Raw genomic sequence first — 13,648 nt, 5'->3', positions numbered from 1 at the left:
CCTTATTGATCTAGCTTCTCAATACGTACCTTCTTCACCTTGAGAAGTTAAGATTCTTGGTCCATCTTTCGTAATTGCCAGTGTATGTTCATATTGGCAAGACAAGCCACCATCTCTTGTATAAGCAGTCCAGCCATTTGGATCCATTTTCATTTTCCAAGTTCCAGTATTAACCATTGGCTCAATGGTAATAACCATCCCTTCTTTTAACCGTAGACCTTTTCCTGCTTCACCATAATGAGGGACAGCAGGTTCTTCATGGATCGTTGGACCCACACCATGACCAATAAAGTCACGGACAACCGCTAAGTTTTCACTTTCAACATAAGTTTGGATAGCATGACCAATGTCGCCAATTCGGTTCCCAACTTGCGCTTGTTCGATTCCTAGATACAAAGCTTTTTTTGTCACTTCCATCAAGCGGTCAATTTCCGGCGTTGACTCTCCCACTACATAAGCCCAACAAGAATCAGAAATGCCGCCTTTTAAATCGATACACATATCCACTTTCACTAAATCGCCATTTTTCAGCGGTTTTTTACGTGGAAATCCATGACAAATTTCGTCATTGATGCTAATACAAGTCGCATACTCATAGCCTTCAAATCCAATTTGAGCCGCAATCCCACCATGGCTTTCAATATAGTTACGAACAAAAACTTCAATATCCCAACTCGTCACGCCTGGTTTGATAAAATCTCGCAGATTTTTATGTACATCCGCTAACAACGCGCCAGACTCAGCCATTGTTTCAATTTCTCGTGCTGATTTCAATGTAATCATATTTTCGTCTCCTTTTTACAAATCTTCCTCATTTTACCATAGTGTCCGGTCGTTCGCCAAATCAGATTCTCTTCACATGACTTGTTTTCTTTTAGTAAAGGTTTTGGTATAATCTGTAAATGTTAGAGGATCATATATCAATAAGTAGGAGGCAACCCATGGCTTTAGCAAAAATCGTTTACGCAAGTATGACTGGCAATACAGAAGAAATTGCTGATATCGTAGCAGAAGCTTTTGAAAATTTAGATATTGATGTTGAAATCAATGAGTGTACTCAAGTGGATGCAGATGAATTTGAGGATGCAGATATTTGTGTCGTCGCAACTTATACATACGATGATGGTGACTTACCAGATGAGATCGTAGACTTATATGAAGATTTACAAGAACTTGACTTGTCTGGAAAAATCTATGGCGTTTGTGGTTCTGGAGACACTTTTTATGATGAATTTTGTAAGTCCGTAGATGACTTCGATGCTGCCTTTGCGAAAACAGGAGCAGTCAAAGGAACAGAAAATGTTAAAGTTGATTTAAACGCTGAAGAAGAAGACATCGAAAAACTCGAAGCATTTGCTAAGGCGCTTGTTTCAAAATTATAGGCCAAAGCAGTCAGCTCACAGCTGAGAACTTTTGGCAAAACTTCAATTATTTGATAAAAAGAACGTGTGATGCTGGAGAGAGTTAGCGTCACACGTTCTTTTTATCATGTTTTTAGAAGCTTTTTTAATTTCAAAAAATCAATGTGTATGTTTGAGAAAGACTTTCGAGAAATACTTCAAGTAGTTTGTTTAATTCACTTGGATCGTTTCTTTCGTATTTAGCGTCGCATTGATGCTATCTTGGATCATTTTTTCAATTTGTTCCTTGGTCGGATGAATGATACTTGAAGACATCAGTGCTGCTAATCCTGTAGCGATGATCCAAATTGTGTTATGCAAAGACTCAATTTGTTCCGCAGATAGATCAGCATACTCTGGATCTTTCTTGACCGTCTCGACAAAATAATTATAAGAGAAGTTTTGCATCTCCCTTCCCCCACCATATTCTTCTAAGTACAGAGAACTGTATAATTTTTTCTCTCGATTGGCAAAATCAATATAGTTTACAGCTAAATCGATAATGGTATTTCCTGTATGTACAACTGGGAACACTTCATGCTTCAAGTACTCGTAAATCTGAGCAAATAAGGCTTGCTTCAGATCATCCATGTTTTTGAACTCAAGATAAATCGGTTGAGTCGAACAATTCATTTTATTTGCAATATTCCTTGCCGTAAATTTTGAAAATCCTTCTGTGGTAGCCACTTCAAAAGCGGCTGCCAAAATCTGATCTTTTGTGATCGTCTTTTTTCTTGCCATAATTTTTTAATCTCCTTGAAATTATTTATAACGCTTCCACCATTGATTAATTTAATTGTAATATGATTATTTTGTTATGCACAACTTGTTTTTTTATTTTTAAAAAATTACTTTAAAAACAATCAATTTTATAAATTCAAGACATCATTTAGAAGAACATCCATTTTTTTATTTTACGATTCTGGCAGATTGTCTCTAAAAGAATTAAATGTTATCATACAAATAGCTATTGGATGAAACATTAGGAGGAAATGGATTATGTTAGAAAATTTTAATGAGAACCTCGAAAAATATGCACGATTAATTGTTGAAACCGGCGTAAACGTCGAAAAAGACCATACAGTTGTTTTACAAATCAACGTCGATCAAGCCCCATTAGCTCGCTTGATCACCAAAGAAGCCTATCGTTTAGGTGCAGCTGAAGTGATCGTACAATGGACGGACGACGTGATCCAAAAAGAATTTCTTTCTTACGCTGCACAAGACCGTCTTGAAACTGTTCCACAATATAAAATTGATCAGACTGATGATTGGATCGCTAAAGGTGCTAGCCGAATCAGTGTTGTATCTGCCGATCCAGATGCTTTTGGTGGCGTAGATGGAAAACGAATCGCTACGTATCAAACTGCCGCTGGCAAAGCAATGATGAATCTAAGAAAAGCGACTCAAGCAAATAAAGTAAGCTGGACTGTAGTCGCTGCGGCTGGTAAACAATGGGCAGCTAAAGTTTTCCCAGATTTACCAGAAGAAGAACAACTGGATGCGTTATGGGATCAAATTTTTAAAACAACTCGTATTTACGAAGAAGATCCTGTACAGGCTTGGAAAGAACATGATGAAAAATTAGCAAAAAAAGCCGATGAATTAAATCAAGAACAGTTTACTGCCCTGCACTATACTGCCCCTGGCACAGATATCGTCATTGGCCTACCAAAAAATCATCTTTGGGAAGGCGCAGGAAGTTACAACTCCCGTGGAGAAAAATTCATGGCAAATATGCCTACTGAAGAAGTGTTTACTGCACCTGATTACCGACGGATCGATGGTTATATCTCTAGTACAAAACCATTGAGCTATGCAGGTACGATCATCTCAGGGATGAAGTTTACTTTTGAAGCTGGAAAAGTCATTGATTTTTCTGCTGAACAAGGTCAAGAAGTATTGGAAACCTTGCTCAACACTGATGAAGGCGCACGCTCATTAGGAGAAGTAGCACTCGTTCCCGATCCTTCGCCAATTTCTCAATCGGGTATTATCTTTTACAATACTCTATTTGACGAAAACGCGTCGAATCACTTAGCTCTAGGATCTGCGTATGCCTTTAGTGTCGAAGGTGGTACTGAAATGACCGATGAAGAACTTGCGCAAGCTGGTCTTAACCGCAGCCAAACCCATGTTGATTTTATGGTTGGTTCTGACCAAATGAATATTGACGGTATCCGTGAAGACGGATCTACTGTTCCAGTATTTAGAAATGGTGACTGGGCTTAGTCTGATAAAACGATATAAAAAAAGAGGAGAAATCTTAAACGACCTCCAAAAGTTAGATTTTTGGTCTAACTTTTGGGGGTACTACAGACTTCTTCTCTTTTTTGTGATGATTATTTCTATTACAGACAACACTTTTCCCTGCTACTCACTGAAAGATGGTCGAATAAGCGATTTTTTGATCCTGTTGTTCAAGTTTTTTATAAAAATTATTTATACTATTTATCACGAAATTCTATTAATACATTTTCTGTTTTTTGATAAGATTGACAAAAACAACATTTATTATTAAAAATTAGAAAAAATGATGGAGAGATAGTATGCCTTTTATTGTTTATTTTTTTGTCTTACTATTAACGCTTTATATCCCTCTGCCAACTGCGTTATTGTTTTTTCATCGTTTAGCTAATCAACATGACCTGCTCACAACAATCCACAAATTCATTTTGCTATTTTTGGTTTGTTTAGATTATCGGTTCAGTTTCTACTGTATTTATCAATGTAAAATAAAGAAACAATACTACTTGTACCTTATCTTGATTAATATTATCGAATTAGGCATCCATTTTTATTTACTGGTCAAATACCAAACAGTTTGCTTAACTATCATCACTTTGAGCCAGTTATTATTGCTTATTTGTATGTTTAACTTTCCTTTATCAAAAAAATTTAGAAAAGCTGTCTTTCACTCACCAGAAAAATCGAATGTAGCGTAGAAAACTATCTTGGTCCCACATAAACAAAAAAACCTGAACCACAACGGTTACAGGTTTTTAACGTTCCTGACTGGAATTGAACCAGCGACCTATCGCTTAGGAGGCGATTGCTCTATCCTACTGAGCTACAGGAACAAGTTCTCAATAGTATTATTTTAGCTTGTTTAAGAAGCACATGCAAGCTTCTCTTAGAAAAATCATTTTTCTTCCTAAGCAAAACGTTTCCACTAGCTTTTGACGAGTGATAAAATAGAATTATCCAACAAGTGATGAGGGAGGTTTTATTTATGAATGACAAACCAAAAGAAGAAATATACGCTGAACGCTTTGATGCTTCTAAAAAAGAACGAGAACAACTGTCAAAAGAAGCCATAAAACAGCATGAAGATGAAAAACCTCAGAAAAAAGAAAGTCGCAAATTCAAGTTTACTAAAAAAGAAGATTTGCTGTAGAGAAATGAGATAAATCAGTGGCAAAAAAGCAATCTGATTTTCAGAATGATATCGAAAAAATTTCAAAATAGCTTTTTATACGATAACGCCCTCCAAGAATTCGTCGAAAACCTTGGAGGGCGTTATATGCGTTGAGCAACAAACATTTTACGTCCATTTTAAAAATAATCATTTAGAATAGGTTGCTGACTTGGAAAGCATGGCGCCATTTCTAATAGAGCTTCAGTTGACAATTGGATGTGATTGTAAAAAACAAGTTCTTCCATCTGACGATACCCCATTAATAATTGAGTCATGCGTTGAATGGTTCCACTGATGGTTGGTAATTTTGTTTCTGTTACTTTTTCAATTTTCACCCCTGCATTTGATACAGTGATCTCAAAGATCCCTTCATTCCACTGTGCGTAAGGATCTTCTGTTACCTCTAAAGCAAAAGTGAGCGCTTGTTTTTTGAAAGGATAGTCTTTCAAAAACAACTCAAGATCAACAATTCTGCCCATCATATATGGCGTGATCGTCATTTGTGCAAAAGGATTTTTAAGCAAATAATTTTGATCACTACCTGAATAACCACAAGCATAGTCAAAAGAAGCAAACGCCCCACTATGGGAACTAACAAACCTCACTAATCCTTGAAAGGCTTCATGACTCAAATAGCCCCATTCCACTACTACAAATGTTGGTGCCGTTAACTTGTAAACCACATATCCCACTGCTTGACCAGATTCATCGTAATACAGCGCATAATGATTATCTGTCTTTTGCTTAAACTTATAAGTATACCACCAGTCTTCTCTACTTAATCCACCACGTTGATTTGCTGGCATTTGTTTATAAATCATTTCTATGACTTCTCTTGCTTGTTCAAAAGTCACTCGTTTCATTTTGCCAGCCGTCTTTTTCACATTCGGTACATCTCGACTATCCAATTGATAATTGATTTTATCAAACAATTGCTCATAACCGTAGCGACGATAAAATGGGTAAGAAAATGGAGCAAGATAAGAAAGACTTACTTTTCTTTCACGGCAATCTTTTAAGATTTTTTCCATGATTTGATTGATCCCGCCTTGTCCCCTAGCTTCAGGATAAGATGCTACATAACCGATTCCTGCCATTAAATACTGTTGCCCATAAAATTCAACAGAAAAAGGCGTCGCCATTACTTGGCTAGTGAGTTGCTCTTCCTCGTCAAAAAAACCATAATTCCATGAATTTTCAACGATCAGTTTGAATCGTTCACGTCTTGCAGGTGTATCCTGCGCATTAAATGCATAGGTTGCTAGTTCAAACATCGCTTCTTGATAAGCAACACCAAGTTCTTTTACTTCATTTGCCATTTTTGTTACCCCTTCCATCAAAAACAATAAAAAATTGTGTCAAGTTCAGTGATCCAACCATAGTCACTTTATCAAAATAAAAATGTTATTTCAATAAATCACTATTTAGCTGAATCAACTGCTTCTTGCCACAATTAGTTTTTTACTAGTATGTTTCTTCGATCATTACTAACATTTTTTTGAAGCGACGTTTTTTAAAATACATCAACATCGTTCCTAAAATCATATCATTCAATTTTTGTAGCATCCCATATGATTGCATTTGTTCCGTATAACGTACTTCGCAGGTTTTATCATCTAACGCTTTGATTTGATAATGGACGACATAATCATTTTTTGTGGTAGATGTTCGAAATTTATACGACTGATTTTCAATAACTTCCTCGATCTTGATGCGAGCGCGGCTATTTTGTGAGAATTGTTTGACGTATTCAAGGTTTTTAAGTTGTTTACGAGTAACCGATTTTCCAGTCGCTTTACGTACATCAAAAAGGACAGAGTCCATCACTTTATCATAGAAAAAGGATGCTGGAATATTTAAAGTTTTAACGATTTCCATTAGCTATTTTTCCCCTTTGCTTCTTCTCTTTTTTTCCCTTTTAAAAAGAAATGTATACCTAAACCTGCCAGAAATAGTCCTGTAGCCATACTATACAAATCATAGTTTTGCGAACTAGGATTTAAACAATACAATACGATCAGTGAACCAATACTACATAAAAATAAGCCGTTTTTCATCATTTTGAACCCTTCCTATCTTACAACCAGTTAAACTGCTGTTGCTTGAAAATATAAAACAGTGCCCCATGGTTGTGCTTTGATTAATGCTTTTGCTTTTTGTGCTGCTGCTTCTTTATCTTGTGCGCTCGTCTCAAAAAACAATTTGATCCCTTGTTTTTCTTTAAATGTATATGAAAAGCCATCTTCATTGTAACCTTCTAATAACTCTTTGATAGCATCTTGTTGCATGGCACTTGCGATTGAAATCATTTTAGTTCCTCCTAGATTATTGTTTAGAGAGCAGAAGCAAAAAATGCTTCTGCTCATTGATTTTTATTGTTCGCCTGCTGCTGGATCCATCTTATTCGCTGAGATAACGAACGGTGCCCAGATCAAGAAAGTAACGATCATACATACTAATGTCACGATTGGCGCACGCCAGTCTGCTCCGGTAGCTAGGAACGAGAGTAAGAATGGTGGAACAACCCACACGACTGACTGCGATACTGGGGCGACCAAACCAAAGTAAGTTGCTCCCCAACCTATAGCTGTTGCAACAACAGGTGCTAATAAGAATGGGATGAACATGATAGCGTTCAATACAATCGGTAAACCAAACATAACTGGTTCATTGATATTGAAAATACCAGGTCCGATCGACAATTTAGCAACTGTCAAATAATCGGCACGTTTAGAAAGGAGTAAAATAGCAATCAATAGAACGATCGTACCACCAGAACCCCCGAACCAAGCGAAGGCATCAAAGGATCCACGAACCCACATATAAGCCTTACCATCTTCAATTGCATCTAAGACTGCAGGTGTTCCTGTTTTGCCATTGTAACCTTTTTGGAAAATATCGATATTGATCAATTGTGCTTGACCCCAAATTCCTTCTAAAACTGGAGCTAACACGTTTGGTCCATGAATACCAAAGAACCAGAAGATCTGAACAAAGACCGTAACGATCAAAACAGCACCGATCCCTTGAGATAATCCCAAGAAAGGTTCAGCGATATATTTTTGAACTAAATCAATGATCAATTGTCCGTCAGCGATACGGCCAACGATATAATTAATAATAGCAATGACATATAAAGCGATCGTTGCTGGCAGAATTGCGGCAAAAGCCTTCGATACTGCTGGTGGTACAGAATCTGGCATTTTGATCGTAATGTTGGCTAACATTAATTTACAGAAAATAATGACAGAAATAGCACCCATGATCATGACTGTGAAATAAGAGTTTCCATTTAAATGATCAAGTTTTAGCCAACCCCAAAGACCAACAGATAAATTTCCATCCGCGATCGTTGCCCCTAATTCTGTTCCATTGATGGCATCAACGATATTTTGAGGAACATTCACGTTCAAAGCGGCTGACAATGAAGGACCAAAAGAAATTCCTTGGATCAAAGTTGCCAGACCAACGATCCCTCCGGCTAGGTCATTGACCCCATAAGCTCTCGCAAGATTGTATCCCCAAGAAAAGGCAAAAATCAAGCCGGCAATTGCTAAAGTTCCATTCCATACAAATCCATTAATTCCAATAATAACATTTAATACTGCAAAAATTCCTTTGTCCGCTGCTAAACTATCTGCATACGTACTATTAAATTGCTGTGGTAAATCTCGAATAATTGCATTGATCATTACAGCGACTGATCCCGCCATTGTTGCAGGTAAAGTACCGATAAAAGCGTCACGCAAAGCAACTAAATGTTTCTGCGCGCCAATTTTTGCGGCAACCGGAAGGATGTATTTCTCCATCCAACTTGTTAATCCGTTCATTTTTATATCCTCCTATAAGTTGTTTATATAAAGAATTGCTTCCTCATACCAAATTAAAAAAATCCGTTCAAAATTTTTTCTTCTTCCGTTCAAAAAAGAAGGTTCTATTTTCGTTCATCTGTCTTTATTCGACATTGATTCTTCGGTAAAGTTCAATAAGTTCTTCTGCTAAATCAGTAAAAGCAATCGACGTCATTAAATGGTCTTGACTGTGTACGGTCAATAACGTGACCTGAACATGGTTTCCTTGTGCTTCTTGTGTCAACATTTGCGTCTGTGAATGATGGGCTTGGACTAATGATTCCTTTGCATCCATTATTTTTTGATCCGCTAACTCGAAATTACCTTTTTTAGCCGCAGAAATCGCTTCCATTGCATCGCTCTTGGCATTACCACCAAACATGATGAGTCCCATGATGGCTTCGAGATTTTGTTGATCTTCCACATTTTTTCCTCCATTTCCTATAGATTTATTGCATCAAATTTTCGGCTTGTTCTAGTACTTTTGCACCATTCATCATGCCGTAATCTTGCATATTGATTACATCTAGCGGAATCCCTTTCGGTGCTAATTTTTGCTCAAATTGAGCTTTCATAAACCGGACTTGAGGTCCTAAAAGTAAGACATCGACATTTTTTGCTTCAAGATTATTATCAGCATCTGAAGCTGAAACAGCAAAAATATCTGCCTCCATTCCTTTTTCTTCTGCAGCTTTTTGCATTTTCGTAACTAGCAAACTTGTACTCATCCCCGCAGAGCATACTAACATAATCGTTTTTTTCGCCATTTTCTCCACTCCTTTTAATTTGTTTTACACATTTTTATAATGCAAGAAGCATGCCAAACAAAAAAAGAACCAAAATAGCGTTTTCATAGCCTTTGGTCCTTCTTTTCTGTGCGCACACTGGTGATATCTGTGTAAAAAAATAGATTAGTGTGTTTTATTTTTTAATTTTATTTTCAATAAACATTTGCGTTAAGAAGGCAATCTCATTTTCTGGGATATTCACCTGATATTTCCGTTCCAATCCAATAAGATTCGTTCGAACGATGTCCATTTCTAAACGATAAATTTTTGAGAAAGTAGACAGATTCTCAAATTCTCGGGTCTTCTCATGCTTGATCAGTCCATCTAGTAAAAAGGCTAAATGAATCACGATCCCAATATCTACTCCTGGCTCTACTATAATTGAGAGATCCGTTTGGATTTGCTGGATGTTTTTTTGTAAAGAATGGATCAAAAGCTCTACCGAAGAAATCGAATTTAAAGAATCTTTTAATGAATCAACGATTTTGGCAGTTGGAACTTCATCATCAGCGATCCGCTTGAGCATATTCAATTTCTCATCGTTGAAGACATCATACGCTGAGAAAAACGGAATATTTTGGTAATCCACATCTACCGTGCCCGCAATGGCTTTGATCTCATATTCTTCTAATAATGCATCAATGTGTCGCTTAAATGATTCTCGTTCTAAAAACTGCATTTGGATCACTTCGACCTTTTTCTGGTCGATTACAGGAACAATCCGCTGGTATAATTTAGCTGCTACACCTTCCCCAGTAAAACAAGTAACGATCACCGCTTTTTTACGTTCATAGGTCTCAGTTTGTTCTTCTTTGAATTGGTCCTTGACGATCGTTTCAAAGGATATCTGGATACTTTGATAGATATCTTCCAAGCTCCGACCAACATTCGCCATCCGTAATGCCTCAATCACGATCATCGTACTACTCATTGTAATTGCTTTCGTTTTGATTCCAGTCTCTTCAAAAATCAAGTCACCAAAGGTATTTAAAGAACCCATATCCGTCAGTAAGATCAATCCATTCGTCAGACTTGCCTGACGATTTTGAACATAAGCCAGCACTTCTTCATACATCGTTTGGACTTCCATGGCTAACGGCATATTAAATGCTGTACCTAATTTCGTTCCTAATAATTCTTGCGCCATTTCCAACATACTTGAGGCGGTTTGTCTGCCGTGCATCAAAACTAAGACCTCAACTTTATTTTCTTTTACTGGTTCACTTTCGCCAAGATTAATGGAAAGAAACATACTGATAAAACCAATTTCGTCAAACGGAATTTCAATTTGTTGTTCTTCTTCAATGATCGTAGATAAATCAATGGCTACTTGAAATTCCTTTTTAAAATTTTTGCGTACGTTGTTGAGATCAGGATGAACAATCATGTGTCCTTCTTTGACCCGATCCAATGTACTTTGCAAATGAAGGGCAAAGGCAAATCGAGCTTTTTCATTGTAGATTCGATCCAACCTAGCTTCTGCAACATCGTATAACTCGTTGGTTAACCGCCAAATGTCATCTGGCAACAGATCTTTTGGAATCGTACTCTTTGTCAACTCTTTGACATAAGTTTGGAAATAAGCATCCACATCTTTCGAGATCAAAGTTTCTAAATCAATACTTTCGACACCCGTTTCTGATAAAGAAAGCATTTTTTCTTCGATATCATTATAGACCTGCATGTTTCGTTCTGGATCTTGTGACCAAACAACATCAGCAAAACCAGGCTCAAAAGTCAGGTATTGACTCTTACTATCCATAAAGCGATCCAAACGTTCAGGTACTTCTTTGATTTTCAATAACCCTTTTTGTACTTGGAGAGACAGTTCTTCTTTACGAATAATCAGTTTTTCTTCATTATGTGTCCGATAATGTAAAAATGACTTCGCACACACTAATTTCAAATCACGCTTGACTTGTCCGATATTTCCTTCTGCATCATAAAGCATAAATGCCAAAATGGCTTCTTTTTCGATATCAATACGTTGATTCAAACGATTGGCCTCTTGTTTGATAAATAAAGAAATGATTTCATAACGTTCATCTAATGAACGAGAAGCCAGATTTGGTAATGTGATTGCCATAGGAATTCGGCGATTAAAGGTTGTCAAAAAACTTTCGGATGACTCGGTGGTTGCTCCAATGATCTGAACAGATGCTTCATGGACGTGGGCGCTTTCTCCCAACGGACGATAGACCCCTTTATCAATAAAAGTAAACAACATTTCTTGTCCTTCTGGTGGTAAACGATGAATTTCATCAAGAAACAAGATCCCACCATTCGCTTTCGCAATCAACCCTTGACTATCTTGCGATGCCCCAGTATAAGCTCCTTTTTTGATTCCAAAAATATGTCCAAACAGTAACTGTGGATTCTGCGCATAATCCGCACAGTTAAATGAAACAAAAGGTGCATCTTCTGAGAGCATTTCAGAATCAATCGCAAAATGATACATACATTCTGCAAACATCGATTTACCCGTTCCTGTCTCACCAAAAATGATTGTATGCAATCCTCGAGGAGGATATAATATGGCTGCCTTAGCTTGCTGGATGCTTACTTTCAAAGAATCATTTTCACCAACTAGTGTATCAAACGTCACTTGGGTCGATGCATCAACGTGAACTTTGTCAGAGGCTGTTTTTTGCGGAGGCAATGAATAGACGACTGGTCTGCCGGAACTTTTGATAATATAGCGGTCTTTATAGAGATCGCTGAGATATCGACTTGCATTACTTCGATCGATTTTTAGATGTTTTGCCACATCACTTGCCGTCAATCCTTGCTGTTTCTCATGCAATAGATCCAATATTTCTTCTTGTCTTTCGTTCATACAATCCCCCACTATCCTCAAATAACGCTGATTGCGTTTTCAATATAATAACACAAAAAGGCGCTTATTTGCGCCTTGCTCCTTTATTTTTCTGCTTTTTTTGTTTGTTTTTAAGCTTTTTCTTTGGCGTACTATTTTTTTCAACTTGTTCTTTTTTCGAAGGACCAAATGGAGCAGTTTTTTTTGTGTTTTTGTCATTGACTTCTTCTTTTTGTGAGAGTTCTTTTTGTGGCAATTCTTTGACTAATTGTCCACCATGAAGAAAAATCTCTTCCATATCAATCGCCATATGACGTGTTAATTTTTTCAACTCTTTAACTGTATGATCTTGCACGAACGTGATCACGGTTCCGTCTTTCCCCATCCGTCCGGTTCGCCCTGAACGATGCAAGTAAGCTTCTTCCGTTAAGGGAATTTCGGCATTCACAACATAAGGTAATTGTTCGATATCTAATCCTCTGGCTGCTACGTCAGTCGTGAACAACATCGTGATTTTTTTATTCTTGAATTGATCAAGTGCTGCTTTACGTAACAATTTATTTTGATCGGAAGCTAAGCTGCCAACTGAAACACCACGAAATTGTAATTTTTCTTCCATTGTCCCTAATTCATTGAGTTGGTTGAAAAAGACTAGTCCATGAAAATCTGTGACATAAGCAAGCCGTCTCAAATACTCTTCTTTTTTACGAGGTGGTATCCTTAAATAGTAATGTTGCTGACCTTTTCTAGAATCATCGTCTTTTGTGACATCAACAACTGGGATGGAAGCCTTTGTGATTTCTTCAATTTTACTGATTGAGCGATCAGCTGTTGCTGAGAAGAATACTAATTGATAGTCCACAGGGGCTTGTCGCAAAATTTGTTCCACTAATGAACGATTCCCCTCATCAAACAATTGATCTGCTTCATCAAAAACAATCGTTTGCAACTGATGAGCTTTTAATTTTTTGGTCTTCATCAATTCCAGCACCCGTCCAGGAGTCCCTACTAAGACTTCTGGTCGTTTTTTCAAACCTTCGATCTGCCTTTTGACGTTAGCTCCGCCCACAAGTGATTGGACTTTTAATGCCAATCCTTTTGACCACTCACGAGCCACTTCTGCGACTTGAATTGCTAATTCTTGCGAAGAAACAAGGATTAGTAAAGTACTTCCCCCCTCTTTAGGGACATTCAGCAGCAAAGGTAAAAGATAAGCTAATGTTTTGCCTGAGCCGGTTGGTGAAATACCAATAATTGATTCTTTTTCTTTAAGCGGTTGAAAAGCAGCCTGTTGGATCAGAGAGGGTGTTTGAAATCCCTTTTCCTGCCATTTTTCTTGCCAAGCTTGTGGAAAGTTTTTTACAAATTCATTCATT

Annotated in this window: 15 protein-coding genes and 1 tRNA gene; 4 read left to right on the top strand and 12 right to left on the bottom strand. The window is 37.3% G+C overall.

Translation table 11 applies throughout. The annotated features are described in order from the left end of the window. Positions 1–18 precede the first annotated feature (18 nt). Positions 19–783 carry a type I methionyl aminopeptidase gene (gene map, locus IGJ32_RS03725; RefSeq protein ID WP_010719751.1) on the bottom strand — a complete coding sequence of 255 codons (765 nt, stop codon included), beginning with the start codon at positions 781–783 and terminating at the stop codon, positions 19–21. Positions 784–941: 158 nt separating this feature from the next. Between map and IGJ32_RS03720 the strand changes: the two genes are divergently transcribed. Beyond that, a complete protein-coding gene (locus IGJ32_RS03720) occupies positions 942–1,382 on the top strand; it encodes a flavodoxin (protein WP_010719752.1) in 441 nt (146 codons plus the stop codon). A gap of 189 nt (positions 1,383–1,571) precedes the next feature. Here the strand turns inward: IGJ32_RS03720 and IGJ32_RS03715 are convergent, their stop codons facing one another. Beyond that, positions 1,572–2,141 carry a TetR/AcrR family transcriptional regulator gene (locus tag IGJ32_RS03715; RefSeq protein WP_010738183.1) on the bottom strand — a complete coding sequence of 190 codons (570 nt, stop codon included), beginning with the start codon at positions 2,139–2,141 and terminating at the stop codon, positions 1,572–1,574. 258 nt (positions 2,142–2,399) lie between these two features. Here IGJ32_RS03715 and IGJ32_RS03710 point away from each other — a divergent pair, with 258 nt between their 5' ends. Next, positions 2,400–3,632: an aminopeptidase gene (locus tag IGJ32_RS03710; RefSeq protein WP_010719754.1), complete on the top strand. Its 1,233-nt coding sequence runs from the start codon at positions 2,400–2,402 to the stop codon at positions 3,630–3,632. 317 nt (positions 3,633–3,949) lie between these two features. Continuing rightward, a complete protein-coding gene (locus IGJ32_RS03705) occupies positions 3,950–4,345 on the top strand; it encodes a hypothetical protein (RefSeq protein ID WP_342081561.1) in 396 nt (131 codons plus the stop codon). A gap of 61 nt (positions 4,346–4,406) precedes the next feature. On the opposite strand, the gene IGJ32_RS03700 is transcribed toward IGJ32_RS03705, so the two are convergent. Further along, a tRNA-Arg gene (locus tag IGJ32_RS03700) sits at positions 4,407–4,480 on the bottom strand. Between the two features lie 152 nt (positions 4,481–4,632). On the opposite strand from IGJ32_RS03700, the gene IGJ32_RS03695 reads away from it, so the two are divergent. Next, positions 4,633–4,797, top strand: coding sequence for a hypothetical protein (locus IGJ32_RS03695; RefSeq protein WP_010738186.1), 165 nt, complete (start codon positions 4,633–4,635; stop codon positions 4,795–4,797). Positions 4,798–4,955: 158 nt separating this feature from the next. On the opposite strand, the gene IGJ32_RS03690 is transcribed toward IGJ32_RS03695, so the two are convergent. The 9 genes from IGJ32_RS03690 to IGJ32_RS03650 all read right to left on the bottom strand — a co-directional run bounded on the left by IGJ32_RS03690 (position 4,956) and on the right by IGJ32_RS03650 (position 13,647). After that, positions 4,956–6,137, bottom strand: coding sequence for a GNAT family N-acetyltransferase (locus tag IGJ32_RS03690; protein WP_342081562.1), 1,182 nt, complete (start codon positions 6,135–6,137; stop codon positions 4,956–4,958). A 145-nt stretch (positions 6,138–6,282) separates the two neighbouring features. Further along, positions 6,283–6,696 (bottom strand): DUF3284 domain-containing protein, encoded by a 414-nt coding sequence (locus tag IGJ32_RS03685; protein WP_010719758.1) that lies wholly within the window; start codon positions 6,694–6,696, stop codon positions 6,283–6,285. Then, positions 6,696–6,878: a DUF3188 domain-containing protein gene (locus IGJ32_RS03680; protein ID WP_010719759.1), complete on the bottom strand. Its 183-nt coding sequence runs from the start codon at positions 6,876–6,878 to the stop codon at positions 6,696–6,698. The genes IGJ32_RS03685 and IGJ32_RS03680 overlap by 1 nt, the downstream gene beginning before the upstream one ends. A 27-nt stretch (positions 6,879–6,905) precedes the next feature. Continuing rightward, positions 6,906–7,127: a hypothetical protein gene (locus tag IGJ32_RS03675; protein WP_010719760.1), complete on the bottom strand. Its 222-nt coding sequence runs from the start codon at positions 7,125–7,127 to the stop codon at positions 6,906–6,908. Between the two features lie 63 nt (positions 7,128–7,190). Further along, complete coding sequence (locus IGJ32_RS03670; RefSeq protein ID WP_034698839.1) at positions 7,191–8,648, bottom strand: PTS sugar transporter subunit IIC; 1,458 nt, start codon at positions 8,646–8,648, stop codon at positions 7,191–7,193. 124 nt (positions 8,649–8,772) lie between these two features. Continuing rightward, the gene (locus IGJ32_RS03665; RefSeq protein WP_010719762.1) at positions 8,773–9,093 is read right to left on the bottom strand and encodes a PTS lactose/cellobiose transporter subunit IIA; all 321 of its coding nucleotides are present in this window, start codon (positions 9,091–9,093) and stop codon (positions 8,773–8,775) included. A 25-nt stretch (positions 9,094–9,118) separates the two neighbouring features. Further along, entirely contained in the window at positions 9,119–9,436 is a 318-nt protein-coding gene (locus tag IGJ32_RS03660) for a PTS sugar transporter subunit IIB (protein ID WP_010719763.1), read from the bottom strand. Between the two features lie 154 nt (positions 9,437–9,590). Beyond that, positions 9,591–12,293: a sigma 54-interacting transcriptional regulator gene (locus IGJ32_RS03655; protein WP_034867831.1), complete on the bottom strand. Its 2,703-nt coding sequence runs from the start codon at positions 12,291–12,293 to the stop codon at positions 9,591–9,593. Between the two features lie 64 nt (positions 12,294–12,357). Beyond that, the gene (locus tag IGJ32_RS03650) at positions 12,358–13,647 is read right to left on the bottom strand and encodes a DEAD/DEAH box helicase (RefSeq protein WP_010719765.1); all 1,290 of its coding nucleotides are present in this window, start codon (positions 13,645–13,647) and stop codon (positions 12,358–12,360) included. Between the last annotated feature and the right edge of the window lies 1 nt (position 13,648).

Source organism: Enterococcus sp. DIV1639a (genome assembly GCF_050530445.1).
In the GTDB taxonomy this organism is placed as follows: Bacteria; Bacillota; Bacilli; order Lactobacillales; family Enterococcaceae; genus Enterococcus_B; species Enterococcus_B hirae.
The sequence above is the reverse complement of the archived record's forward strand: the minus strand, read 5'-3'. Positions and strand labels throughout refer to the sequence as shown.